This window comes from Comamonas sp. HJ-2, assembly GCF_053615495.1.
Window position 1 is genome coordinate 215,159 of the sequence record NZ_JBSIFD010000002.1, and the last position, 25,818, is coordinate 240,976.

General features: G+C 62.6%; 18 protein-coding genes. 2 read left to right on the forward strand and 16 right to left on the reverse strand.

Translation table 11 applies throughout. The annotated features are described in order from the left end of the window. Positions 1-10: 10 nt before the first annotated feature. From ACWGXF_RS02540 to ACWGXF_RS02605, 14 genes are all read right to left on the reverse strand, one after another. Positions 11-808, reverse strand: a complete 798-nt coding sequence (locus tag ACWGXF_RS02540; protein ID WP_012837064.1) for an MlaA family lipoprotein — start codon at positions 806-808, stop codon at positions 11-13. After that, entirely contained in the window at positions 805-1,305 is a 501-nt protein-coding gene (mlaD, locus tag ACWGXF_RS02545) for an outer membrane lipid asymmetry maintenance protein MlaD (protein ID WP_003062074.1), read from the reverse strand. The genes ACWGXF_RS02540 and mlaD overlap by 4 nt, the downstream gene beginning before the upstream one ends. Before the next feature lie 29 nt (positions 1,306-1,334). Continuing rightward, entirely contained in the window at positions 1,335-2,111 is a 777-nt protein-coding gene (mlaE, locus tag ACWGXF_RS02550; protein WP_039049592.1) for a lipid asymmetry maintenance ABC transporter permease subunit MlaE, read from the reverse strand. Further along, on the reverse strand, positions 2,108-2,920 hold the full coding sequence (locus ACWGXF_RS02555) for an ABC transporter ATP-binding protein (protein ID WP_012837063.1): 813 nt from the start codon (positions 2,918-2,920) through the stop codon (positions 2,108-2,110). Before ACWGXF_RS02555 ends, mlaE begins: the two co-directional genes overlap by 4 nt. Positions 2,921-3,141: 221 nt before the next feature. Continuing rightward, positions 3,142-3,918, reverse strand: a complete 777-nt coding sequence (locus ACWGXF_RS02560; RefSeq protein WP_269476157.1) for an amino acid ABC transporter ATP-binding protein — start codon at positions 3,916-3,918, stop codon at positions 3,142-3,144. After that, positions 3,899-4,552, reverse strand: a complete 654-nt coding sequence (locus ACWGXF_RS02565; protein ID WP_003058677.1) for an amino acid ABC transporter permease — start codon at positions 4,550-4,552, stop codon at positions 3,899-3,901. Before ACWGXF_RS02565 ends, ACWGXF_RS02560 begins: the two co-directional genes overlap by 20 nt. 143 nt (positions 4,553-4,695) lie before the next feature. Next, on the reverse strand, positions 4,696-5,505 hold the full coding sequence (locus ACWGXF_RS02570; RefSeq protein ID WP_256629777.1) for an amino acid ABC transporter substrate-binding protein: 810 nt from the start codon (positions 5,503-5,505) through the stop codon (positions 4,696-4,698). A 242-nt stretch (positions 5,506-5,747) separates the two neighbouring features. Next, complete coding sequence (gene pelG / locus ACWGXF_RS02575) at positions 5,748-7,121, reverse strand: exopolysaccharide Pel transporter PelG (protein WP_256629776.1); 1,374 nt, start codon at positions 7,119-7,121, stop codon at positions 5,748-5,750. Continuing rightward, complete coding sequence (gene pelF, locus ACWGXF_RS02580) at positions 7,121-8,668, reverse strand: GT4 family glycosyltransferase PelF (RefSeq protein ID WP_256629775.1); 1,548 nt, start codon at positions 8,666-8,668, stop codon at positions 7,121-7,123. The genes pelG and pelF overlap by 1 nt, the downstream gene beginning before the upstream one ends. Then, positions 8,665-9,684, reverse strand: a complete 1,020-nt coding sequence (locus tag ACWGXF_RS02585; RefSeq protein WP_256629774.1) for a tetratricopeptide repeat protein — start codon at positions 9,682-9,684, stop codon at positions 8,665-8,667. Before ACWGXF_RS02585 ends, pelF begins: the two co-directional genes overlap by 4 nt. Then, positions 9,677-11,044, reverse strand: a complete 1,368-nt coding sequence (locus ACWGXF_RS02590; RefSeq protein ID WP_012837058.1) for a PelD GGDEF domain-containing protein — start codon at positions 11,042-11,044, stop codon at positions 9,677-9,679. The genes ACWGXF_RS02585 and ACWGXF_RS02590 overlap by 8 nt, the downstream gene beginning before the upstream one ends. Positions 11,045-11,066: 22 nt before the next feature. Continuing rightward, complete coding sequence (locus tag ACWGXF_RS02595; protein WP_012837057.1) at positions 11,067-11,618, reverse strand: hypothetical protein; 552 nt, start codon at positions 11,616-11,618, stop codon at positions 11,067-11,069. Between the two features lie 20 nt (positions 11,619-11,638). Continuing rightward, positions 11,639-15,493 (reverse strand): tetratricopeptide repeat protein, encoded by a 3,855-nt coding sequence (locus tag ACWGXF_RS02600; protein WP_452101663.1) that lies wholly within the window; start codon positions 15,491-15,493, stop codon positions 11,639-11,641. Next, positions 15,459-18,269, reverse strand: coding sequence for a bifunctional glycoside hydrolase 114/ polysaccharide deacetylase family protein (locus ACWGXF_RS02605; RefSeq protein WP_256629772.1), 2,811 nt, complete (start codon positions 18,267-18,269; stop codon positions 15,459-15,461). Before ACWGXF_RS02605 ends, ACWGXF_RS02600 begins: the two co-directional genes overlap by 35 nt. Positions 18,270-18,590: 321 nt before the next feature. Between ACWGXF_RS02605 and ACWGXF_RS02610 the strand changes: the two genes are divergently transcribed. After that, positions 18,591-18,788, forward strand: coding sequence for a hypothetical protein (locus ACWGXF_RS02610; protein WP_123974900.1), 198 nt, complete (start codon positions 18,591-18,593; stop codon positions 18,786-18,788). Next, positions 18,743-19,231, forward strand: coding sequence for a DUF3293 domain-containing protein (locus tag ACWGXF_RS02615; protein WP_012837054.1), 489 nt, complete (start codon positions 18,743-18,745; stop codon positions 19,229-19,231). Before ACWGXF_RS02610 ends, ACWGXF_RS02615 begins: the two co-directional genes overlap by 46 nt. 168 nt (positions 19,232-19,399) lie before the next feature. Here ACWGXF_RS02615 and ACWGXF_RS02620 read toward each other — a convergent pair whose 3' ends face one another. Next, the gene (locus ACWGXF_RS02620; RefSeq protein WP_452101664.1) at positions 19,400-20,875 is read right to left on the reverse strand and encodes a glutamate synthase subunit beta; all 1,476 of its coding nucleotides are present in this window, start codon (positions 20,873-20,875) and stop codon (positions 19,400-19,402) included. Between the two features lie 73 nt (positions 20,876-20,948). Beyond that, positions 20,949-25,685 carry a glutamate synthase-related protein gene (locus tag ACWGXF_RS02625; protein ID WP_039049591.1) on the reverse strand — a complete coding sequence of 1,579 codons (4,737 nt, stop codon included), beginning with the start codon at positions 25,683-25,685 and terminating at the stop codon, positions 20,949-20,951. Between the last annotated feature and the right edge of the window lie 133 nt (positions 25,686-25,818).

Genomic DNA, 25,818 nt, shown 5'->3' on the forward strand with positions numbered 1-25,818 from the left:
CTCTACCGGCTCACTGGCCTTCCGGGGGCAGCTTGCCGGCGTTGTCGTCATCATAGTTTTCGAGGCGACCATCGCCGCCGGACGCCGCGCCGCCAATGCGTGAGCGCAGATAGACATCACGCACCAGGCTGTATTTGTCGAGCGCAACAGAGTCCAGCACATCGCCGGCCTTGAGCAGATTGGCACGGTTGTTGACCATGCGCAGACCGAACAGGCTGTTGCGCCAGCGCACGTCATCCATGGTGTTGGCAGGATAGCCGAAGGCATCGACCACCAGGCCGGCCGAATCCCGCACCGTGGACGGCCCCCAGAAAGGCAGCACCAGATACGGACCCGTGGGCATGCCCCAGCGACCCAGAGTCTGGCCAAAGTCCTGCTTCTGGCGCTCGATGCCGGCCTCGCTGGCGATGTCGAACAGACCGCCTATGCCCAGCACCGTATTCACGCTGAAGCGCACCATGGAGTTGTAGGCACCCTGGCCCTGACCCTGCAGCACATTGTTGACGAAGGACCAAGCATCGCCGAGGTTGTCGAAGAAGTTGGTCACGCCCTGGCGCGCCACGCGCGGCGTCACGTTCTGATAGGCCGTGGCCACGGGCTTGAAGATCGCCTCGTCCACGCCTTCGTTGAAGGAATAGATGCTGCGGTTCATGGACTCCAGCGGGTCGGCTGGGTTGGCAGGGCCTGTGGTTGTGGCGCAGCCGGACAGCAATGCGGCCACGGAAACGCTGGCTGCCAGCGCAACGCGCCTGAGCGCCTGGTTCTCGTCTGACGTCAATTTCGTCTGTGGGCTTGTTGTAGTCATCATTCTTTCGCTCCCCCGTTGGCTGCGGCACCACCGGAATCACCACCCTGCTCCGCCTTGCTGTAGAGAAACTGACCGATCAGATTCTCGAGCACCACGGCAGACTGGGTGGCCGTCACACGGTCGCCTGCCTTGAGGTTCTCTTCGCTGGCGCCCGCTTCAATACCAATGTACTGATCACCCAGCAGGCCGCTTGTCAGAATTTTCAGCGAGCTGTCCTTGGGGAAGGCGTAACGGGTTTCCATGCTCATGGCCACGTCGGCCTGGAAGGTCTGGTCGTTGAAGGCAATGGATTCGATGCGGCCCACGACCACGCCGGCGCTCTTGACCGCCGCCTTGGGCTTGAGTCCGCCGATATTGTCAAAACGCGCCGTGATCGCATAGGTCTTCTGGAAATTCAGACTCAGCAGATTGGCCGACTGCAAGGCCAGGAACACCAGGGCCAGAGCACCGATCAGCACAAACAGGCCGACCCAGACATCACTTTTCTTTTGCTGCATGATTTTTTACCTCTATCTGCTGAGCAGCCTCAAATGCTGAACATGGTTGCGGTGAGCAGGAAGTCCAGGCCCAGAACCGCTAGCGAAGCCACGACCACGGTGCGGGTGGTGGCACGGGAAACTCCTTCAGGCGTGGGCTTGGCCGCATAGCCTTCGAGCAGGGCCACAAAGGTCACGGCCAGGCCGAAGACAAAGCTCTTGAGCACGCCATTGCCCAGATCGCTCCACCAGTCCACGCCCTGCTGCATCTGGCCCCAGAAAGCACCGCTGTCGACGCCGATCATCACCACGCCCACCAGCCAGCCGCCCAGCACACCCACGGCGCTGAAGACTGCAGCCAGCAAAGGCATGGTGATCAGCCCGGCCCAGAAGCGCGGCGCCAGAATGCGTTTGACGGGGTCCACCGCCATCATCTCCATTGCAGACAGCTGTTCGCCGGCCTTCATCAGGCCGATTTCGGCCGTCAGGGCCGTGCCGGCACGACCCGCGAACAGCAGGGCCGTGACCACGGGCCCCAGCTCGCGCAGCAGGCTCAGGGCCACCATCATGCCCAGCGCCTCGGCCGAGCCATAGCGCTGCAGGATGTAATAGCCCTGCAGACCCAGCACAAAGCCCACGAACAGACCGGAGACGCCGATGATGGCCAGCGAATAATTGCCCAGAAAGTGAATCTGGTCGCCGATCAGGCGCGGGCGCCTGAGCGCCGGCCCCATCAAACCCAGCAGGCGCCACAGCAGGCGTGCGCCAATCCCCATGTTGACCAGCTGGCAGCGCACTGCCAGGCCAATGCGTGCGAAAAAGTTCATGCACGCCTCCTGCTGCCAAAGTCCTCGTCGGCGCTGACGCCCGGATAGTGAAACGGCACAGGCCCCGTGGGTCTGGCATGGATGAATTGCTGCACCAGCGGGTCGGTGCTGGCGCGCACCTCTTCGGGTGTGCCCTGGGCGGCAACGCTGCCGGCTCCCAGAATCACCACATGGTCGGCCACGCGGAAAGTTTCTTCCAGATCGTGGGAGACCAGAATCGAGGTCAGGCCCATGGCATCGTTGAGCTGGCGGATCAGCTGTGCCGAGGTACCCAGCGAAATAGGGTCCAGGCCCGCAAAAGGCTCGTCGTACATGATGAGCTCGGGGTCCAGCGCAATCGCGCGGGCCAGTGCCACGCGGCGGGCCATCCCGCCCGAGACCTGGGAAGGCATCAGATCGCGCGCGCCGCGCAGGCCCACGGCATGCAGCTTCATGAGCACGATGTCGCGAATCAGCTCTTCGGGCAGATCGGTGTGCTCGCGCAGCGGAAAGGCCACATTGTCGAACACGCTCATGTCGGTAAACAGCGCACCGAACTGAAACAGCATGCCCATGCGGCGACGCGCGGCGTAGAGCTGCTGCGCATCCATGGTGGTCACGTCCTGGCCGTCAAACAGCACCTGGCCCTGCTGGGCGTGGTTCTGCCCGCCGATCAGACGCAGCACCGTGGTCTTGCCACCGCCCGATGCGCCCATCAGCGCCGTGACCTTGCCGCGCGGCACTTGCAGGGACAGATCGCGCAGGATGACGCGGTCACCATAGCCAAAGGTGACATTGCGCAGTTCCACAAAGGGTGCGTTGGGTGACATGCGTGAATAGCCGCTCAAGAGAAAGCAAACTGGTATTGTGCCGACAAGCTCGGCAAAAAGCTCGGGTTAGCCCCAAGTAAACATACATTCGCGAATGTTTCTTCAAGGTCTGGCTTGAATTGCAGAGCAATCACTCCTGTTTCAGGAGCATTAAGTGCTTGTTGCGCATTCGCAAACTGCTGTTTTTGCGATATGAAACCGCATCAGCAGCTGCGACTTATTTACAACATATTCTGCAGAAACGCCTTGGTACGCTCGTGCTGAGGCGCAACAAAGAATGCTTCGGACGGGCCTTGCTCGACGATGTAGCCACCGTCCATGAAGATGACGCGGTTGGCCACCTCTCGCGCAAAACCCATCTCGTGGGTCACGACCAGCATGGTCATGTGCTCCTCGGCCAGTTCGCGCATGGTGCGCAGCACCTCGCCGGTCAGCTCGGGATCCAGCGCCGAGGTGGGCTCGTCGAACAACAGAATGTCCGGCTCCATGGCCAGCGCACGGGCAATCGCCACGCGCTGCTTCTGACCGCCGGAGAGATGGTTGGGATAGGCATCGCGCTTGGCGGCCAGCCCCACCTTGGCGAGCAGGGCCTCGGCCTTGGGAATGATGTCTTCGCGCTTCATACCCTTGACGATGACGGGCGCCTCGATGATGTTTTCCAGCACCGTGAGGTGGGGAAACAGATTGAAGGACTGAAACACCATGCCCATCTTGCGGCCGATCTTGCGGATTTCGGCATCGCTCACATACTGAGCCCTGGCCTCGCCCTCGGAGCGCGCCAACACCTCGCCTTCAATGCTGATGGTGCCCCGGTCAATCGTCTCCAGGTGGTTGAGGCAGCGCAAAAAGGTGCTCTTGCCCGAGCCGGACGGGCCGATCACGGCCACCACCTCGCCGCGCAGCAGCTCCAGAGAGACGCCGCGCAGCACTTCGTTGTTGCCAAAGGCCTTGTGGATGCCCTGGGCGGAAATCATCACGTCAGGCGTCGTACTTGGCATATTTTTTCTCAAGATATTGGAAGCCCCAGGTCAGCACCAGGGTCATGATGAGATAGAAGGCCGCAGCCACGATGAAGGGCGTGAAGCTGAAGTCGCGCTGCACCACGCCGCGCGCCACGCGCAGCAGATCGTTGAGTGCCAGCACATAGATCAGCGAGGTGTCCTTGACCAGGGTGATGGTCTCGTTGCTGACGGGCGGCAGGATGCGGGCCCACATCTGGGGCAGCACGATGCGGCGCATGGTCTGGGCATAGGTCATGCCCAGCACCTTGGCGCCCTCGTACTGGCCTCGGTCCACGGACTTGATGCCGGCGCGGAAGATCTCCGCAAAGTAGGCCGCATAGTTCAGCGCAAACGCCACCACGGCGGCAGGAAAGTCGGGCAGGCGCACACCGATGTAGGGCACAAAGGGCAGCGCGAAGTACACGAACAGCAGCTGCAGCATCAGCGGCGTGCCACGCATCAGCCAGATATAGGCGCCCACGGCGCTGCTCAGCGGCTTGATGCTGGAGATGCGCATCAGCGCCAGCGCCAGACCCATGGGAATGGACAGCGCCAGCGTGATGAAAAACAGCTTGAGTGTGACAAGGGCACCAGCCGACATGGGCCCCAGGAGCGAGATTACATAGTCCATCAAATGGCCTTCAGTGTGGCGCTGCAGCTATCGAAAGCCCGCCACAGGCACGAGCGTGCGCAGGAGGAAGTGTTTGCACGCATTGTCGTCGCAAAAAAAACCGGCAATGCCAGGCATTGCCGGTGCAGTACGTCAAAAAGGGATTAGTGCTTGATGACGTCGGCGCCGAACCACTTCTGGGCGATTTCAGCAGCCTTGCCGTCCTTCTTCATTTCGGTCAGCACATTGTTGACCTTGTTGCGAGTGGCTTCGTCGTCCTTGCGGAAACCCACACCGTAGTCTTCGGTGCCGAAGTCCTCGGCCAGCACCACGTAGTTGTCGGGCTTCTTGTTGACGTAGTAGCGACCCACCACCTCATCCACCACCACCACGTCCAGACGGCCGGCTTCCAGGTCCATCATGGCAGCGATGTTGTCGCCGAAGAGCTTGGTTTCCTTGAACTTGTCCGACAGTTCCTTGTCCTTGGTCAGGGCGGTCACGGCGCTGGAGCCTTCCTGGGCACCCACGATCTTGCCGACCATGTCAGCCTTGCCCTTGATGGGAGAGCCGGCCTTCACGATGATGATCTGCTTGTTCACCATATAGGGGTCGGAGAACAGGATCTTTTCCTTGCGCTCTTCCAGAATGGTCAGGCCGTTCCACAGAGCGTCCACGCGCTTGCCCAGCAGCTCGGCTTCCTTGGCATTCCAGTCGATGGGCTTGAACTCCACTTCGATATTGGCGCGCTTGGCGACTTCACGGGCCATGTCGATGTCGAAACCGACCAGCTCGTTCTTTTCGTCACGGAAACCCATGGGCGGGAAGTTGTCGTCCAGGCCCACCACCAGCTTGGCGGCAGCTGCCGCAGGAGCGGGCGCAGGAGCTGCAGCGGTGTTGCTTGCGGGCTCGTTCTTGCCGCAGGCAGCCAAAATTGCAGTCAGGGCCACCGAGGCCAGCAGGGTACGTTTTTTCATGGCGTCAAAATTTGAAGTGGAAAAAGCGGAGGCAGGGGCTTTGTCTCCCGTCCGGGGCCACCGCAGCCGCCCCGAAGCCGGGCTGCCGCCAGCGCCGAATCCGCTATTGTCGCGCAGACGGGACAGAACGTCACTCGCCGGTCGCAAAACCATGAACTTGTTCGGAACATGGATCGTGCCTTTCAGCCATTGCACCCGGGCGAACTCGGGGCTGCAGCTGCCGAGACCTGCAGCCGGCCCGGTTACTGCAGCATAAAAGTCTTGTATTCCAGCCGATCCAATTCGCGCGTCAACAGAAACAGGCCTGTACACAGGGTTGCCAGCATTGCCAGGCAGAAACCATAGCCGTAGAAAGCCGCCCCCAGCGCCAGCGAGATGCCGGTAAAGACGATGTTCAGCACCACCATCAGTGCACAGAGCAAAAGCACGATGCGCCGCTCGTCGAGATAGAAAAACACATTGAGCACAGCCATCACCCCCACCTGAAGACCGGTACCGACCACCTGCACATGCAGCAGCGGCAGGTATAACTGCGATATGCCCAGCAGATGCAGCACGGCCGGACCGGCGACAAAGGTCACGAGAACCGCCAGCGTCTGCACTTTGGCGATCTCGCCCAGGCCCGTCTGTATCGCATACACCATCTCGTTGCGCATGGACTGTATGTAGTTCAGGGAGCCGCCGCCGCGCACCGCATCGAAGAACTTGTCGTAGTACTCGACGAAATCGGTTTCTATGCGCACCAGGAACACTGCCATGCCAGGAATGATGGACAGATAGGACAGGAAAACTGGCAGGTCGTAGATCAGCGAGGCCCTGAGCCCGCCAATGATCTGCTGCGAGGTTGGCGGGAAATACCAGAACATGAACTTGTCGGCCCAGATACCCAGGTTGTAGAGCAGGCCGACCGCAATCAGTACCGGAAAGATCAGCGAGCGCTGCATGAAATCGAAGGCGATCCAGCGTCTTTTGATCGGGAAAGCGCGTAGCACGATGGCCCACATGCCAGCCACCAGCACGATATTGCCGAACACGAAGCTGCTCAGCAGCCCTTCCAGTCCCCAGCGACGCAGAGGCAGCGACAGCAAGACAATAAGCGCATAGCTGACCCCGAACAGCGCGGAGATGGCCTTGTAATGCTTGAGGCCGGACAGCAAAACGGTCAACATCCAGACCACGCACATCAGCGTGAAACCGGCCAGCATCAGCATCCGGTACAGCAGGCTCTGGCCTGGCAGCACCACGAAAAGGGCCAGCGTCCCCAGGCCGCTGGCGGCTGCCATGATCAGCAACAGCAAGCCGTGCAGATTGGGCAATACGGTTTCATCCTGCTTGAGAAACAGCCGATCCGAAATAAAGCGCGTGAACATCAGTTGCGCCGCACCGGTCAGTATCAGGCTGCAGGCCACCAGATAGGTCACCGAGGTCTGAAACTGGGTCACCAGCAGCGGCGGCGCCACGACGCTGAGGCTGAACACCCCTACCAGCAAAATGCCGATGATGGAGAACACCCAGGGACCCGAGCCGATCACGCCCGCATAGGCATAGGCTTGGAGCAGGCTGGTCAGCGTGTTTTTGCGCAGCAGGTGGCGCAGTTCAAAGCCAATGCCGGCCATCAGTGATCTTCCTTGGAATGTTGCATGGCCCGGTCATAGACCTGCCGGTAGCGGTCGAACAGCAACTGATCGGAGTAGTAGCGCTCAACGCGTGCAATCCCGGCAGCACTGGCTTCCTGCCAGGCCTCGGGCGATTTCAGCAACTCCAGCGCCGCATCGGCCAGATCCGCAGGGTTGGCGATACCGACCACGCGACCACAAGCGCCCAATGCACGGTCCTCGGGCTCCAGCCCTTCTATGAGCTGACGGCAGGAGCCCACGTCGGTGCTGACCACGGGAACGCCTGCCGCCTGCGCCTCCAGCAGCACCAGAGGCAAGGCCTCGCTGATGGACGAGAGCACCACCAGCCCGACACGCGGCAACAACTCGTCGATCTTCTGCATGCCCAGAAAGTGCACCTGCGCCTGCAGGCCCAGACTGTCCACAAGATTGCGGCATTCCTCTACATAGGCCGGGTCCTCGGACATGGGGCCGGCGATCAGAGCCTGAGCCTCGGGCAGGTGATTGACCACGCGGCGCATGGCGCGGATGAAGGTCTTGATGTCCTTGATCGGCACCACGCGGCCTATGAGGCACAGCATGGGTGGTGTCACGGCCGGACGCAGGGCACGCAGCGGCGCAAAGCGTTTCACGCTAATGCCATTGGGAATGTTGCTGGTGCGCGCTGGCACGGCGCCGTCGGCCACCTGACGCAGACGGTTGGCCTCGAACAACGCGATGATGGGATCGGCTGCCTCATAGCAAAAACGCCCCATCCACTCGAAGAACTGGATCCACATCTGACGGAAAAAGGAGACTTCCATGGGGTCGCGCTGGAAGACATTGCGGTTATCGCGTATCCACTGGCTCTGGAGCAGGTCGATCTGCCGCTCCTTGGTATAGATGCCATGTTCGGACAGCACCAGCGGCAGCCCTCGCAGATGGTGCAGCATGCCGCCCAGGAAGCCCGCATAACCTGTGGAGACCGTATGCAGCACACGTACCGGAATCAGCTCCCGGGCGATGCGCGCCAGCAGCCACAGCGGCTGCAGCATGATGCGTACCGTCCAGAAGAAGTCGACAAAGGACGGATCGGTGCAATGGCGCCGGTAGCTGTCCTGTATCAGCTCCCACATATATTCGCTGTGCAGAAAATCTTCCTGCGGCAAGCTGCCGCCCGGCAGCAGCTCCATGGCAACGGCGCGCATGGCGGCCAGCACCTCCGCCCTGCCTGCCGGGCTCTCATCCCGTCGCTCGAGTGCCTGCAGCAATTGCTGCAGCTTGGACATGACCTCGGGGTCGCCCCGGCGCGGTGTGGGCCGCAGTTTGCCCGACGCATGACCATAGAGGAAATGCTCCTCGAAATGCACCACATTGGGCGGCAGCTCATAGCGAAAATCGCCATAGTCCTCGCGCCGGCTTCCGATAAAGACGATGGCAAAGCTATGCTGCGGGTAGGCTTGAAGGATCTGGTGAACCCAGCTCGACACGCCGCCGCTGACATAGGGGAAAGTGCCCTCGAGCAGCAGGGCGATATCGGCCCGCGCAGCCTTGGGAAGAGAACTCATGAGGCACTCCAGTACTGGATGCAGGGGCGCAGACGAGGCATGACCTGCTGATCCTCAAGTCTGCGCATCAGCTCCTGCACCTTGGCGAACTGACGCTGCTTGAACAGCAGCTCGGCCTGGTAGGGAATGACGCGGGGCGCCGGCAGACCCAGCTCCAGTGCCCTCTGATAGCAGGATTGGGCACCTTCGTCGTCGGCCAGCAGATGCAGCAAGCGCCCCTTGCGCAGCTGCAGCAGGGCGGTATCCGGGTGCTGAGACAGCACCCGGTTGCAATAATGCAACGACTGCTTGATGGCATGGTCACGTACATCACCCTGCGCCGAGCCCTGGTAAATCAGCTCCCAGTACAGATCAGAAAGCGCCCAGGCTGCTCTCAGACCGCGGGGGCCGATTGTCTCTCCTTCGACCGTACGCGCGCGCTCCAGGGCCTGCAGCTCCTGGTGTATGGACTGGCTCAACTGGCGCTCCTGGGCATCCAGCATGCTGTAGGCCAGCAAACGCAGATCATCGCTGGAGTCGCTTAGCGCCATGCGCAGCATGGGCGAGGCAATACGCCCCGAGACATGACCCAGGGCAGCCAGGGAACGCATGCGCAAGGGCACGGGAACCGCCTGATTGGCCAGAAAAGACTGCAAGCCCGCCTGCCTCCGGCTTCCGCTCGCCTGCTGGTGCGGGTCGAACTCAGGCAGCGGCAGCGATGAAAATTCCCTGCGCGCCGTCAAGCCGCGCCGTCGGAGTAACGCCACAGTCGCAATCACCGAACCGACAAAGCCCACCACCGGCACGGCATAGGAGAGCAAGGCCATCAGCGCGACCAGCGGCAGGCGCTGGCGCCGGGAACCTGCCGCCAGCATCAGGAACGGAGACAGGCACAGCGCCAGCAGCACGCTGGCCAGCGCATGCGCTGCCAGATAGCTGAGCAATGCAGCATCGGAGTGGTTGTGCAGCAGCCACAGGCTGCTCCAGGAGGCAACCTCCGCCAGCACAGCGGACAGTGCCAGCTTGACATTAATCATGGGCCATCCTGTCAATCTGCTCCAGCACGCTCAGGGCCGAGCAGCGATCCAGCAAGACAGTGCGGGGAAAAATGCCGGCCGCTCCCAGGGAGTCCATGCCGCGCTGACCCAGCCAGCCTTCGATACGATTCAGATAGCCCTCAGCCGTGGCCCCGGTACCAAGCGGCATGAGGATGGCCAGCCACTGCCTGTTCCGACCTTCGATCAGCCAGGAGCGATCCAGCATGCGCTCCAGGCGCATCAGCTGCTGAGCCATCTGGCTTTGCACCGCCTGCGGTGAAAGCTCTAGCGCCACGACCACGCTGCACAGGCCGGCGCTGCGGTTCACATGCTCCATGCGCTGCAGCTCGGACGCGAACGGCCGCGGGCACAGGGGATAGGCCTGCAGCAGCGGCTGGGCCAGACGATTGGCTGCCACGCTGTCCGTGTAATAGCCGAGCAGCAGATTGATGGTCTGCAGCGTCTCCTCCTGCAGAGCAAAAAAGGGCATTTCTTCCACCAGCAGCAGACCATAGATCTCCCCCCCCAGATCCAGCATCGGAGCCACGACCAGATAGCGGGTCTGTTGCGCATCCCTCAGGCCCTGGGAGACATGGGTCAGCATGCGGGCTTCCAGCGCCTGGCGCAGCAGCGGATCCTCGGGCCGGACCTCATGGGCACCGCCCAGCTGGGCAATCGGCTGGGGCTCGATCCTGTCGTCGCGCACAGCCACCAGGCAGGCCGCACTGATCTGGCAGAACTGTGCCAGCTGATTGAGCAGGCTTTGCGCATCGCCAGGAGCGCCGCCGAGCGCACTGAGCCCGCTGAGTGCATCGCGCATCGACACCGGGCGGCCGATCAGCTCCTGCTCCAGCTGGTCATGTGACAGACGCAGCAGATAGTGCTGACGTATGAGCTGTTCGGTGCGCTGATCCATATAGTGCTGCGCGGTACGCTCGCGCCGTATGCGGGCACGCCAGAGACTCGAAATCTCGCCCACGATCATCACCACCATCAAGCCACCCAGAAAGTACTGCTCGGGAAAGCGGCTCAGATCCTCACGGTTGAAACCCAGCCAGCCCAGCAACAGCACACCGGCCGCCGACAATCCCCCGATGGGCCCATAGCGCAAGGCCACGATCATGGGCGCAAGCCAGGACCAGGGAAACTCGGCACGCACCCAGAGCGGGTCGTTGCGGCTAAAAACATAACCTATCAGCAATGCCAGCAGTGGCAGCAGTAAGGTCTCGGCCGCCACCACTCCGGGGCGCTCGCTGGTTTGCACCAGCAACCCCAGTGGCGAGCTTCTGAATTCCGCAGCAATGCCCACGCGGCGCGCGGAATCCGGCGTGGCAGCAGGTGTCGTGGCGTGATCTTGCATGACTGGAAATCCTGCTCAATGCTTACCGGGCGCCGGCCAGGCCCGTTCCCAGCAGTTTGCGGATCAGCTTCTGCCCGACAGCCGACAAAGCCTCGCGGCTCCATCCGCTTTGACCGCCAGCACCGCTCCAGACCGTGGCACCGCTGTCCACATCGACGATCTCCAGGGCCACGCCGACGGCTGGCTCACCGTCCACGCCGACCTTGTAGCGCCACTCGTCAACCGCCCCCAGCAAGGCATAACGCACACCCTCACTGCGTGCCCAGGCCAGCGCATCTTCGCGCCGCTTGGCATCGCGGCCATCGAACAGCGTCTCCTGCTGCGCCTCGCCTGTATAGCGCTTGACGGCACCTATGCCGCGGCTGCTCAACAAAGCCGTGGCAATGCTTTCGGCCCGGCTGCCTGCCATGGGCGTTTCCGTATGGTTCTCGAACGGCAGCACCGCCCAGTTGGCGTTCCTCTCCAGGGCCGGGGACTTGCCCTGGTCCAGCGTGGAACAAGCACCGAGCAGCCCCAGCAGGGCTGCGCCCGTGAGCATGCGGATGCGGGAGGAGAGAACAGTACGGTGAGTCATGGGAGAGCTCCTTGAAATCTTCAGAAATGGAGGCGGTAGGCGAGCTGCAGCTCGCGGGTGGTGCCCGTGGTGTTCACACCCGACTTGGAGAAATTCAGTCCCAGCATCAGGTGATCCGCCCCCAGCACGCTGGTGGCCAGACCGAAGCTCAGGTCGTAGCCCGTGCCGTTGATGCTGTGGCGAGTCAGGGCCAGGCTGGCAAACGGCCGCAGTGCGCGCGAGTACTCCTGTGCATAAGGCATATTGGCCGAGATCCGCAGCCCCGAAAAACGGAAATTGCCGGGCAGCAGATAGTCGATGCCAGCCTCGCTTCCCGACGGCAGATAGCGCAGCACCGCCGCATCCCGGCCGCTCAGTCCCCCGGGGCTGTTGCGGCTGTAGCGATGCCAGGAGGTGAAGGCGTCGAACTGGACCAGGGGTGCCTCGCCGCGATAGCTATGGGTGTATTGCAGCGTGGTCTGGTTGCCCAGGCCCACGCGCGCACCGGTCTGCACATGGAAACGCTCATGGGCATACTCCAGGCTGAGTTGATCCAGCCGCGACAGCCTGTAAATTGCACCCACGGCCACGCGATCCTTCATGCCCCCCATGCGCATGGGCAGCGTTTCCTGCGTCGGCAGGTCGCGGCCCAGCGCAGCCTGAAGGCTCAGGCGGCTGTCCAGTATCTGGGTGTGCGAAAACTGCATGGGCACATAGCTGTTCATTCCCTGGCGCTGGCCCAGCATGAACTCGCTGCTGGAACCCTGAGTTTTGCGCGTCAGACGCAGGCCCAGGCCATGTTCGGACGAAGGCGCCTGTACAAAGCCGCGGCCGTTCACGCTGCGGCGCGTGTGATCGGCATCGATGTCCAGCGCCCAGCGCGGACTTAACGCCAGATGCCAACTCAGGCGCCGTGCCCGCTCGTCTATGCCATCCAGCCGCCGGCTATGCAACTGCAGGCCTGCATGGTCGCTGAAGGCCAGCAGTTGCTCGGTAAGAGCCAGATGCAGGCTGTCGTCGTCGGGCTGGTCGTGCTGGGTCTCGAAGGCGGCAGACTGCGCCAGCCTGCCGTCGCCCGTCAGGGTCGCCGCATTGATGCGGTCGTAGCGCGACAGACTGGCATCGTATTGCTCCAACAACTGGCCGACCTGGGCATGATCCTTTTCGGCCAGTGCCACGGTGATCTCGGCCCAAAGTGGCCGGTTCGCCCGCTTGCTGCGGCTGAAGGCGTACTGCTGCCACAGATAGCCCCGCTCGGTCGAATATTCTCCCTTGTCCTGCAGCCAGGCAATGGCCAGCTCCACGGCCGCCGGGGAAAGCTCCCGGCCCGTATCGCGGTCCATGCGCATGAGCTCACGCAGCAGGACCAGCTCGTCATCGCCGTGCACTTGTGAGAGCATCAACCGGTTGCGGGCCTGACTCTGCACCTTGTCCAGGTCTTCGGGGTTCAGCCAGCGACGCAGCTTGCCACCCGAGGCTCGGCCTGCCGAAGTATCGGCCAACCCGACATCCCGCGTCTGGAGTGCCTGCCTGACCCACAGCTCGCGCCGCAGCCGCCAGGCCAGATCCACCTGCTGGTTTTGCTCGAGCGCATCGGCGTAGTTCATCATCCAGAGGAAGTCGTCGCCGTTCTCCTGCAGATGGGGCCGCAGATAGCGCTGCAGGGCCACGGCCGGGCGGGAAAGAGCCATATAGGCAGCCGCCAGCGCATCGTGCATCTCCGGATCCTGGGCCCAGGCCGGCTCGGCCTGGGCCAGCATCGGCGCGAGCAGCGCGGCATTCTGCGTATCTATCAGCAGCCACAGCAGCGACTGGCGCATCAGGGTCGAGCCCCCATCCAGGGCCAGGCCCTTTTGCAGCAGCTCCAGGGCTTTTCTTGCCTGTCCCACATGCTGGTAGTAAAGCGCTGCGGCGTGCAGAAAAGCCGGCTGCTGAAGCAGCAAACCGGCCGTCTTGGTGTCGGCCAAGGCGCGATCGATCTGCTGACCCGCATGGCTCCACTCGTTCAGATCTTCCAGCATATAGAGCGCCTGGGACAAATGGCGCGGATCGTGGAACTGATGCCATGCGCGCAGCGACACCCGAGCCGCCTCACCGCGATCGCTGCGAATCAGCAGATTGATGACCTCGTCGAAATCGCGCACCTTGGCATCCTGCATTTCCAGCAAACGCCTGAAAGCGCCCAGTGCCAGGGCCTCCTGCTGCTGTTTCTGCGCCACCTCGCCCAGCAGTCGCCAGTATTCGGCCTCGGCTTCAGCTCCCATATCGGCCGGCACCCGTGCCTGGGCATCATCCAGCCAACTCAGGCCAAGCGCGCGCTCACCTTGCAGAAATGCCAGCACCGCGGCCGGCATCACATGGGCCGGAACGCGCTGCGCCGGATCGCGGAGCAGGCGTTTCCAGGCATTGAGCGCCACCACGGGTTGGCCGGCACGCTCGGCCAACTGGGCCAGCAGAATCTGCGCCTGCGGCGTGTTCCCATGGGCTTGCAGATAGTCGATCGCCGGCTGCGGCTCGGCCTGGCGCTCATAGGCCTGCACCAGCGCCTGCTGCAGTGCCGCATCGCCGGGACGTCGGCCCAGTTCGTGCTTGATGCCTTCCACCAGCGCGCGATCGTCGAACAAGCCCGGCGCCAGTCGCATCACAGACTGCCAGGCAACCTCACGCTGCGTGGCCTGGGCAATGGCCAGCCAGTTGTCCAGGGCGACCTGCTGGCGGCCGCTCCACTCCGCCACCTGGGCCAGACGCTCGCGCCAAACCATATTCCCCGGAGCCTGGTGCACGGCAGCCGCGGCCACACGCCAGGCATCCTCGAGATTGCGGTTCTCGAGGAATACCTGGTAGCCCAGCTCATAGGTTTTGTCGTCGAACGGAAGTCCCGGAGCCTCTTTCCTAGCCGGTGCGGCAGTGTGCCGCAGCGTCCAGCCCGGAGCCTTCCAGAGCACGGGATGCAGCGCCCAGGCACCATCATCGGCCCCGCCGCCCCTATCAGCCACGGCCCGCATGTCCAGCCATTGCTGCAGCAGCGACAACTTGAGCAGTTGCTTGGCATAGCGCTCGGCCTCGGCCGAAGCGCCGGCCGCACGCGCCAGGCCTATCAGCCGGCGCAGCGTCTCGGGATCGCTGCCCAGCAGCTCCTCCTGCTCGCGTGCCAGCACCAGTGCTTGCTGGGCACGATTGCCGGCCTGCAGCACCTGCAAGGCCTGCCACATGTACTCGCGCGACTGCTGCACCTCCGGCGCCGCCGCGCTGGCCTCGCGCCACAGCAGGGAGGACTGCTCGTACATGGACAACCCCAGCGTCTGACGTGCAGCGGCCTCGTACACGCGCGCCTTGCGCTCAGGAGACACCTGTTTACGGGCCAGCTCCTCATAAATTTCCAGGGCCTGTGACTCATCGTTCAGCACCAGCGCCGAGGATGCCAGATAAAGGCTTTGCTCCTGGCTCAGATCGTCGCGCGGCACGGCCTTGAGCGCCTGCATCACCGCGGGTGCCAGCTGCCTGACCTGTCCATCTGATCCATGGCCCCGCTGCTTGGTTTCCAGATAGCGCTGGTACAGCGTCTGCCAACGATCCCAGGCCTGGGCCGCGGCGCTGGGCAGAGCCTGCCTGAGCGCCTCTTCCTGGGCCTGTCGCATGGCCTCGATCCGCTGTTGCTTGACCTTGAGCAGGCTCTGCAGACGTTCATTTCCCGGGTCGCTCTTGAGCAGATTGCTCAGGTAGTTGAGCGAAAGCTCGGAATCGTCCGCCGAATCGGCAAGCCGACGCTCCAGCGCCTGCTTGGGGAACAACATCCACAAGGCTCCTCCGATCAGCACTGCCAGCAGTGCGATCAGCCAGTGAGGAACCGTGGTCGGGCGCTCAGAGCGCACGGCATTGCGCTTGGAGTTGGGCACTGTGGCTGGCACTTCTGAAGGAGCGGATGGAGGAGCGGTCCGCAGCGGGAACCGCGCTGATGGAGGAACTGGCAGCGGCAGCGCTCAGCGAGCAGCCAGGCGGCAGATACATGCGCAGCTCCAGCGGCACATGACCTTCCAGCGTGAAGCGCAGACTGCCGTCGGCCTGGGTCTGCCAGTCCTTGAGGCGAGCATTGGCATCCACTAGATAGGGGGTTGAGGTAGTCGGTGCGACCCCTGTACGCACCACCATCCGGGCTACGCCGCCGGTCAGGTGCAGATAGCTGCCGTCCACACCCGGCGCATAGCCGGCAACGCCCGTGCTTTCGGCCATCACAGGAGTGCCCAGACCCGGCGGCAGGCGCAGCGTACGCAATCGCCCGGGGCCGCGCAGGCGCCAGCCCTCGCCGTCCCGGCCGATCGCAAACTGGTAGAAATCCTCTACCTTGCGTATGTATTCCGAGCCGTAGACCGGATGCAGCTTGCGGCTCAGCGCCCATTGATAGGCCTTGTGCAAGGCCTTGAGGCTGGCCTGCTTGCTGGCCGAATAGGAGTGGTAATAGATGTCCACCGCCTTGAAGCGTCGCGGCGCATCAGTCATCTCAAAGGTCTCGATAACGCGTTCGAAGCCGTAGAACGGGCCATGCCACAGATTGGTGTAGATGTTCTCGTTGGTGACCGGTGCATAGATCTGCAGATGCCCGCCCTTGTGTATACCCCAGCTCTTGACCTCGGTGATGGACGGATTGCTGCGCATGATCGAGGTATCCCCGCCATTCATGTTCAGCAGGCCTGCGGCATCGGAGATGGCCAGCGCATCGGCGCCGGGTGCCGTATCGCCGGTCCACAGGAACACCTTGACCGGCTTGCCTGCGGGAGCCAAGCGCTGGCTGATATAGTCGACCGAACCCACAATCTCCCGGCGCAGATCCATTTCATAGCCGGGAATGCTGAGGTTCAGGCTGGCTTCCTTGCTTTCGGCAAACAGTCCATGGCTTACGGAGCGATCCCAGAGATAGGGGTGGGAATAGGAGTGGCTGGCGATCTCCACATGCGGCATGGCAAAGATGCGCTTGGCAATGCCCTCGAGCTGATCTGCCCATTGCGGATACAGGCCCTTGGGCGAAACCTCGGCCTCGATCACGGACACCGTGTGGGGAATGCGGTAGCGCTCGAGGATCTCGCGGCGCAGCATCTCTCCGGCAAAGGGTGCACCGGGCGCTTCGGCCTTGGACGGGAATCCGTCTCCATCCACATGGGCCAGCAGCAGACGGCGGCCGTTCTCGGTGGTCACATCGGGGACTGGAATGTCTTCAAGCCGCAATGCCTGCTTGAGCAGCGCGAAAGGATCGACCACCCAGCGCGACTGCTCGGTGCCCGGCACGTCCGTCAGCACATAAGGCGTCATCACAAAACCGCCCCAGGGCGTGATGGCGGCAGAGACGAAGCGTCGGCCCTTGGCATCGTCAAAGGACAGCAGTTGCCGGCTTTGCTGCTGCAGCTGCGGCGTCAGCAGCCAGCCCGTGTAGTCGTGGGCCGGCAGCCCGGGCTCGGTCTCGAACCCCATGGCAGCCGCCTGCTCGGCCTTTTTCAGCGGAAAGGCCGGAACGGTCTCCATGGCGCGCACGCCCAGCGTGCTCGCAAGCGTACGATCCAGGGACACGCCGGGCGCCTCCATCATCAGCAGCGGCATACCCTGCTGGACCTGGCGCACCATCCAGCTGCGCACATCCTTGAAGCGCGTGTCGGGAATGGCCCCGCCGAACCAGCTCACCACACCTGCGTAGCGATCCCGTCCCACGTCAGTGGGCAGTGCCGAGCGCACATCGGCATAGTCGACCACATAGCCCATGTAGTTGATGGGCATCTCGAGGAAGCGATGGGCCGATGCGTAATCGAGCGCGGGATCGTCGGCTCCGTTGTAGAGCACCAGTATCCGACGCGCCACGGCCTCGACCCGCCCCATGCCCAGGGTCTGCAGACCGGCATCGCTCACCCAGGCAATGATGCCCAGCTGCGCAATGCGCTGTGCGGTGGCCCGTGTAGTGTCGCGGTCATGCGGCGCCACATAGTCAATGGCCAGCACCGGCAGCTTGTCGCGCTCCCGTATGGTTTGCAGCTGCTGCAGAAGCCAGTCGCGGTCCTTGGCAGGAACTTCCACATAGCGCTTGAGATTGGCATCCCAGCCGCGATACAACGACTCGGCCGCCACCATCTGAATCTTGTCGCGCACTCGCGGCACGATCTCGAAGCCGCGGTTCAGTATCAGCTTGATGCCGGGAAAGCGGCTGTGCAAGGTATCGATGACGCGGACCAGGCCATCCTGCTGCGCCGCTTCATCGAAGTGTGCGGCCAGGCGGTAGGAGTCCAGGGTATCCAGGAAAAAACCTCTGTAGCCCTTTTCCCAGAGCGGTGCAATCACTTGCTGAGCAAAGAACTCCGGCCACTGCGCCGGGGTCTGGTCGATCACGATGGAACGCCAGGCTCCATTGCGCGCCATCTGCCATGCGGCCGGCAGCTTCTTGAAGTAGGCCCGCTCCGGCAGCACTTCGGCCACCGAGGCATAGGCATAGAGTTCGCTGCCGGGCGCCTGGTCGCGCAAACGCTGCGGGTCGTAGCCATGGTCGGGCTCTACGACGGCAATGTCGTAAAGACCGAGTTCGCTCAGCGAAGCCTTGGCTCCATAGTAGATGGCAACCGACGGCTCCGCAGCCTGGCTGCACCAGCCGTACAGCAAGGCGCAGCAGAACACGCAACTCCGCAGAAAAGCATTCACGACCAGGGCCTCATGATGTTGGTTTACACGTTAATTGATAGTTATCATAAATTAATATGCATTTTTGAATTGTTATTAACTTTTAAATATATAGACTGACTCACGAATATTCTGTGCAGGTACGCTGCCAAATACCTACTAAAAACCCCGAAAAATACTCAAACCCAATGACCCCCAATGACCCAAACGAAGCGCGGAGGAAATTCGCTCGGCTTGACTGGTCAGAAAGGGGTGCAAGCAAGGCTCCCCGGATCACTGCACCGCGCACCAGGGCCGTGCGCGAATCGGCGTCCCGGCTGCTGTCCAGCGGATGAAGCCAATGTGGGTGACACTGTGGCACAGCACCATCTGGGCCGAATCTCCGGACGACTGACCATGAACCAGAACCACAGCGATGCGGCGCAATACGAGATCGATCTTTCGCCGGCCGGGCAATTGCCGGACTGGAAGGCGGAGCTTGATGTGGAACGCATGTGCGCGGACACCTGGCACCGACAAAGCTCGGCCGCCACACCCTGAATCTGACGGGCATGCAGGACACGCAGCTTCCCTCTTCATTGCAGCAGGCTTACCATCGCGCCGAATATCGCGTGCATGATCAGAGCGGGCTGGACTGGCGGCTGCAAGTCGACAGACTCCAGCCCCTGCTGCTCACGCACTACAGCGCACACCAGGTGGACTGCGCAAGCTTTCTCACGGCCTGCAATCCTCGGGGGCAGTTGCTGTCCGATGCGGACAACGCCAGGCGCATGCAGCAGTTGCGCCAGACGCTGCGCGTCGGCGCCTGGATATTTTCCGAAGGCCAGGGTCTGGATCCGCAAGGCCTGTGGCCCGGCGAAGCCAGCGTGCTGATATGGGGCATGGACGCCCCCACGGCCCGCGCCTGGGGCGAGCAATGGGAGCAGAACGCCGTGCTCTGGTGCGGCGCCGATGCCATCCCCCAGCTGCTATGGCTCAGATAAAACATTTTGATAGCAGCTTGCACACGCCCTTCCTAGTTATCAGCTACGAACCTATCAGAAATCGTTATTCATAAATCGCATGCAGCTATCAATTCAGCTACTAGTCGATTGGGGGCATAAAAAAGGCGCCCCGGTGGGCGCCTGTGAAAATCTTGAATATGCCTTGGCTCAGCGAGGCAGTTCGCTGGCGCCCATCAGGAACTCGTCCACGGCACGGGCCGCCTGGCGGCCTTCGCGAATCGCCCACACGACCAGCGACTGGCCGCGGCGGATGTCGCCGGCAGCGAACACCTTGGGCACGCTGGTGGCATAGCCGCCAATGAAATCGGTGCTGGCCTTGGCGTTGCCGCGTGCATCCTTGTCGACGCCAAAGGCTTCGAGCACGGTGGCGACAGGGTTCACAAAGCCCATGGCCAGCAGCACCAGATCGGCGGGCCAGACCTTTTCCGTGCCGGGCACTTCGCTCAGCTTGCCATCCTTGAACTCGACCTGCACGGTGGTCAGGCTCTTGACCTTGCCCTTTTCGCCGCCGAATTCCTTGGTGGAGATGGCGAACTCACGCACCACGCCTTCGTCGTGACTGGACGAGGTACGCAGCTTGATCGGCCAGTAAGGCCAGACCAGGGGCTTGTTCTCCTGCTCGGGCGGCATGGGCATGACTTCGAACTGGGTCACGCTCTTGGCGCCATGGCGGTTGGAGGTGCCCACGCAGTCGGAGCCGGTGTCACCGCCGCCGATGACGATGACATGCTTGCCGTCGGCACGGATCTGGCCCTTGAGCTTGTCGCCCGCGCTGACCTTGTTCTGCTGGGGCAGGAACTCCATCGCGAAGTGCACGCCTTCCAGATCGCGGCCGGGCACGGGCAGATCACGCGACTGCTCGGAGCCGCCAGTCAGCAGCACGGCATCGAACTCGGCGTTGAGCTGCTCGGGGCTGATGGTTTCCTTGGCCCAGTTCGTGACCTTGGAATCCTTGCCCAGGCCCTCCTTGCCGGCAATCAGCACGCCGGTGCGGATCTTCAGGCCTTCGGCCACCATCTGCTCGACACGGCGGTCGATCAAGCCCTTGTCCAGCTTGAAGTCGGGAATGCCGTAGCGCAGCAGGCCGCCCACGCGGTCGTTCTTCTCGAACAGGGTCACGTCGTGGCCGGCGCGCACCAGTTGCTGGGCCGCTGCCATGCCTGCAGGGCCGGCACCGACCACGGCCACCTTCTTGCCGGTCTTGTGCTTGGGCAGCAGGGGCTTGACCCAGCCTTCGCTCCAGGCACGGTCGATGATGGAGTGCTCGATGGACTTGATGCCGATGGCGTCGCCGTTGATATTGGCCACACAGGCAGCTTCGCAGGGTGCGGGGCAGATGCGGCCCGTGAACTCGGGGAAGTTGTTGGTGCTGTGCAGCGTGGTGATGGCGTTCTTCCAGTCACCCTGGTACACGAGGTCGTTGAAGTCCGGAATGATGTTGTTGACCGGGCAGCCGTTGTTGCAGAACGGCGTGCCGCAGTCCATGCAGCGTGCAGCCTGCACCTTGGCCTGATCGGAGGTCAGGCCGATGACGAATTCCTTGTAGTGCTTGAGACGTTCCGCAACGGGGGCATAGCCCTCTTCGATGCGCTCGTATTCCATGAAGCCGGTGGTCTTTCCCATGATCTTTAATCCTTGAAATCTGTGTTCGCTTGCAGTGCGGTGGCCGCCTGGCCGCCACCGCTTGGAGCCGTGTTTACTTGGCGGCTACTGCTTCTTTCTGAGGAGCTGCTGGCGCTTTCGCAGCTTGCTTTTCCTTCTGTTTGCGTTCAAAGATCTCGCCGAGTGCACGCTGGTACTCGGTCGGGAACACCTTGACAAACTTGGCACGCGCTGCGGCCCAGTTGTCCAGCAGATCACGGGCACGCTTGGAACCCGTCCAGCGGCTGTGAGCCTCCACCATATTGCGCAGCTGCTGATCGTCGCTCTGGCCGCGGTGCCAGATGCCGGGATCGACACGCGAGACAAACTCGTCGTGCGGCAGCACCTTCTCCAGCTTCACCGAAGCGGTGTTGCAACGCTCGGCAAACTTGCCGTCCTCGTCGTAGACATAGGCCACGCCGCCGCTCATGCCGGCCGCGAAGTTGCGGCCGGTCTTGCCCAGCACGACCACGGTACCGCCGGTCATGTATTCGCAGCCGTGGTCACCCACGCCTTCGACCACGGCCGTGGCGCCGGACAGACGCACGGCAAAGCGCTCGCCGGCCACGCCGCTGAAGAAGGCCTCACCGCTGGTGGCACCGAACATCACGGTGTTGCCCACGATGGTGTTGGTGGTGGTCGAGCCACGGAACTCATGGCTGGGATGCACCACCACACGGCCGCCGGACAGGCCCTTGCCGGTGTAGTCGTTGGCTTCGCCGCTGAGGTTCAGCGTGATGCCGTTGCACAGGAAGGCACCGAAGGACTGGCCGCCCGTACCTTCGAAGTGGATGCGGATGGTGTCGTCTGGCAGGCCTTCGGCGTGATGCTTGGTCACCGCGCCCGAAAGCATGGCACCGACGGAGCGGTTGACGTTGCGCGCCACTTCCATGATGCGCACCTTCTCGCCGTTGTCGATGGCGGGCTTGCAGCGCTCGATGAGCTTGACGTCCAGCGCCTTGTCCAGCAGGTGATCCTGGCTTTCCACGTGATAGCGGGCCACGTCGGCAGGCACTTCGGGCTGGGCGAACAGACGGCTGAAGTCCAGGCCCTGAGCCTTCCAGTGCGCTATGCCCTTGCGGGTGTCGAGCAGGTCGGAACGGCCGATCAGGTCGTCGAACTTGGCGATACCCAGCTGGGCCATGATCTGGCGCACTTCTTCGGCGATGAAGAAGAAATAGTTCACCACATGCTCGGGTTTGCCGGTGAACTTGGCACGCAGCACGGGATCTTGCGTGGCCACGCCCACGGGGCAGGTGTTGAGGTGGCACTTGCGCATCATGATGCAGCCTTCCACCACCAGCGGAGCCGTGGCGAAGCCGAACTCGTCGGCACCCAGCAGAGCACCGATGACCACGTCGCGGCCGGTCTTCATCTGGCCGTCGGCCTGCACACGCACACGGCCGCGCAGACGGTTCAGCACCAGGGTCTGCTGGGTCTCGGCCAGGCCGATTTCCCAGGGGCCGCCCGCATGCTTGATGGAGGACCAGGGTGAGGCGCCGGTGCCGCCGTCGTGCCCTGCGATCACCAGGTGATCGCTCTTGCACTTGGTCACGCCTGCGGCAATCGTGCCCACACCGACTTCGGACACCAGCTTGGTGCTGATGCTGGCGTGCGGAGCCACGTTCTTCAGATCGTGGATCAGCTGCGCCAGGTCTTCGATCGAGTAGATGTCGTGGTGGGGAGGAGGCGAGATCAGGCCCACACCGGGCACCGAGTGACGCAGTGCGCCGATGTAGTCGGAGACCTTGCCGCCGGGCAGCTGACCGCCTTCACCGGGCTTGGCGCCCTGGGCCATCTTGATCTGGATCTGGTCCGAAGAGGCCAGATACTCGGCAGTCACGCCGAAACGACCGGACGCGACCTGCTTGATCTTGGAGCGCAGCGAGTCGCCGGCCTGCAGTTCGATATCGGACTCGACCTTGTCCTTGCCGATGATGGAGGCCAGAGTTTCGCCCTTGCTGATGGGGATGCCCTTGAGCTCGTTGCGATAGCGCTTGGGATCTTCGCCGCCTTCGCCGGTGTTGCTCTTGCCGCCGATGCGGTTCATGGCCACGGCCAGCGTGGCATGGGCTTCGGTGGAGATGGAACCCAGCGACATGGCACCCGTGGCAAAGCGCTTCACGATTTCCTTGGCCGACTCGACCTGGTCCACGGGAATCGCCTTGGCGGGATCGAACTTGAACTCGAACAGGCCGCGCAGCGTCATGTGGCGCTTGGTCTGATCGTTGATCAGCTGGGCGTATTCCTTGTAGGTGCTGAAGTTGTTGGCACGCGTGGAGTGCTGCAGCTTGGCGATCACGTCAGGCGTCCACATATGCTCTTCGCCACGGGCGCGCCAGGCGTACTCGCCGCCGGCATCCAGCATGGTTTCGAGCACGGGGTCGTCGCTGAAGGCAGCTTCGTGGTTGCGGATGGTTTCCTCGGCGATCTCGAAGACGCCGATGCCTTCCACACGGCTGGCCGTGCCCGTGAAGTACTTGTCCACGGTCTCGCTGTTCAGACCCACGGCTTCGAACAGCTGGGCGCCGCAGTAGGACATATAGGTGGACACGCCCATCTTGGACATGATCTTGGACAGGCCCTTGCCGATGGCCTTCACATAGTGATAGATGGCCTTGTCGGCAGTGATGGGCGCAGCTTCGCGGCTGAAGATGTCGACCAGGGTCTCCATCGCCAGATAGGGATGCACGGCTTCCGCACCGTAGCCGGCCAGCACGGCGAAGTGGTGCACTTCGCGGGCCGTGCCGGTTTCCACCACCAGACCGGCGGTGGTGCGCAGGCCTTCACGCACCAGATGCTGGTGGATGGCGGACAGCGCCAGCAGCGCAGGGATGGCCACTTGCGTGGCGCTCATGTTGCGGTCGCTGATGATCAGGATGTTGGCACCGCCCTTGATCTCGTCCACGGCGTGGGCGCACAGCGAGGCCAGCTTGGCTTCCACACCCTGCTTGCCCCAGGACAGCGGGTAGGTGATGTCGATGGTCGAGCTCTTGAACTTGCCGTTGGTGCGCTTCTCGATATCGCGCAGCCTGGCCATGCCTTCGAAGTCGAGCACGGGCTGCTGCAGCTCCAGGCGCATGGGCGGGTTGACCTGGTTGATGTCCAGCAGGTTGGGCTTGGGGCCCACGAACGACACCAGCGACATCACGATCGCTTCGCGGATCGGGTCGATGGGGGGGTTCGTCACCTGGGCGAACATCTGACGGAAGTAGTTGTACAGCGGCTTGTTCTTGTCGGACAGCACGGCCAGCGGGCTGTCGTTGCCCATGGAGCCAATGCCTTCCTCGCCCTTTTCGGCCATCGGGGTCAGCAGGAACTTGATGTCTTCCTGCGTGAAGCCGAACGCTTGCTGGCGGTCCAGCAGGGACAGCTCGGTCTTGGCTGCGGGTGCCTTGAAGTCGGCGGGGATTTCCACCTCGTCGAGCTTGATGCGCAGGTTCTCGATCCACTGCTTGTAGGGCTTGGTGTTGACGACGTTGGCCTTGAGTTCTTCGTCTTCGATCATGCGACCCTGCTCCAGGTCGATCAGCAGCATCTTGCCGGGCTGCAGGCGCCACTTGCGCACGATCTTGCTATCGGGCACGGGCAGCACGCCGGCTTCGGAAGCCAGGATCACCATATCGTCGTCGGTGATGCAGTAGCGCGAGGGGCGCAGACCGTTGCGGTCCAGCGTGGCGCCGATCTGGCGGCCATCGGTGAACACGATGGAGGCGGGGCCGTCCCAGGGCTCGATCATCGCAGCGTGGTATTCATAGAAGGCGCGGCGACGCTCGTCCATGGCTTCGTGCTGCTCCCAGGGCTCGGGAATCATCATCATCACGGCCTGGCTGATGGGGTAGCCGGCCATGGTCAGCAGTTCCAGGCAGTTGTCGAAGGTGGCAGTGTCGGACTGGCCGGCAAAGCTGATGGGATAGAGCTTTTGCAGGTCTTCGCCCAGCACGGGAGAGGCCATCACGCCTTCGCGCGCCAGCATCCAGTTGTAGTTGCCGCGCACGGTGTTGATTTCACCGTTGTGGGCCACATAGCGGTAGGGGTGAGCCAGAGGCCACTCGGGGAAGGTGTTGGTGGAGAAACGCTGGTGCACCAGGCCGATGGCCGAGACGCAGCGCTCGTCGGCCAGATCACGGTAGTACACGCCCACCTGATCGGCCAGCAGCAGGCCCTTGTAGACCACGGTGCGGCTGCTCATGCTGGGAACGTAGTATTCCTTGCTGTGCTTGAGGCCCAGGTTCTGGATGGCGGCCGAGGCCGTCTTGCGAATCACGTACAGCTTGCGCTCCAGCGCGTCCTGCACGATGACGTCGGCGCCACGGCCGATGAAGACCTGGCGCAGGATGGGCTCCTTTTCCTGCACGGTGGGCGACATGGGCATGTCGCGGTTCACCGGCACATCGCGCCAGCCCAGCAGCACCTGGCCTTCGGCCTTGATGGCGCGCTCCATCTCCTGCTGGCAAGCCAGGCGCGAGGCATGTTCCTTGGGCAGGAAGATCATGCCCACGCCATATTCGCCGGCGGGGGGCAGTGCCACACCCTGCTTGGCCATTTCTTCGCGGTAGAGCTGATCGGGGATCTGGATCAGGATACCGGCGCCGTCACCCATCAGAGGGTCCGCACCCACTGCACCGCGATGGTCGATGTTCTCGAGGATCTTCAGTGCCCCCAGCACGATGTCATGGCGCTTCTGGCCCTTGATATGGGCCACAAAGCCCAGACCGCAGGCATCGTGTTCGTTGCTCTTGGAGTACAGACCGTGGTCCTGGAGATACTTGATCTCGGCAGCAGTCGTCATGGGGAATCCTCTTATATCAATCGCGGGGAACGCAAGATTACGACAGGACATGAAGTTATGCAATAAGTTTTAATTAGGGTCAGATTCCAATTAATTCCCAACTTTTTTTATTTGCATTTAATTAGGGACATAT

Bases quoted from the DNA above. Each gene is read 5' to 3' on its own strand.
- ACWGXF_RS02620 (WP_452101664.1), bottom strand. From the start codon at position 20,875: ATGGGAAAGACCACCGGCTTCATGGAATACGAGCGCATCGAAGAGGGC.
- ACWGXF_RS02595 (WP_012837057.1), bottom strand. From the start codon at position 11,618: ATGACTCACCGTACTGTTCTCTCCTCCCGCATCCGCATGCTCACGGGC.
- ACWGXF_RS02570 (WP_256629777.1), bottom strand. From the start codon at position 5,505: ATGAAAAAACGTACCCTGCTGGCCTCGGTGGCCCTGACTGCAATTTTG.
- ACWGXF_RS02560 (WP_269476157.1), bottom strand. From the start codon at position 3,918: ATGCCAAGTACGACGCCTGACGTGATGATTTCCGCCCAGGGCATCCAC.
- mlaD (WP_003062074.1), bottom strand. From the start codon at position 1,305: ATGCAGCAAAAGAAAAGTGATGTCTGGGTCGGCCTGTTTGTGCTGATC.
- ACWGXF_RS02585 (WP_256629774.1), bottom strand. From the start codon at position 9,684: ATGATTAATGTCAAGCTGGCACTGTCCGCTGTGCTGGCGGAGGTTGCC.
- ACWGXF_RS02565 (WP_003058677.1), bottom strand. From the start codon at position 4,552: ATGGACTATGTAATCTCGCTCCTGGGGCCCATGTCGGCTGGTGCCCTT.
- ACWGXF_RS02625 (WP_039049591.1), bottom strand. From the start codon at position 25,685: ATGACGACTGCTGCCGAGATCAAGTATCTCCAGGACCACGGTCTGTAC.
- ACWGXF_RS02590 (WP_012837058.1), bottom strand. From the start codon at position 11,044: ATGCAAGATCACGCCACGACACCTGCTGCCACGCCGGATTCCGCGCGC.
- pelG (WP_256629776.1), bottom strand. From the start codon at position 7,121: ATGGCCGGCATTGGCTTTGAACTGCGCCACCTGCTGCGCAAAAACACG.
- ACWGXF_RS02555 (WP_012837063.1), bottom strand. From the start codon at position 2,920: ATGTCACCCAACGCACCCTTTGTGGAACTGCGCAATGTCACCTTTGGC.
- mlaE (WP_039049592.1), bottom strand. From the start codon at position 2,111: ATGAACTTTTTCGCACGCATTGGCCTGGCAGTGCGCTGCCAGCTGGTC.
- pelF (WP_256629775.1), bottom strand. From the start codon at position 8,668: ATGAGTTCTCTTCCCAAGGCTGCGCGGGCCGATATCGCCCTGCTGCTC.
- ACWGXF_RS02540 (WP_012837064.1), bottom strand. From the start codon at position 808: ATGATGACTACAACAAGCCCACAGACGAAATTGACGTCAGACGAGAAC.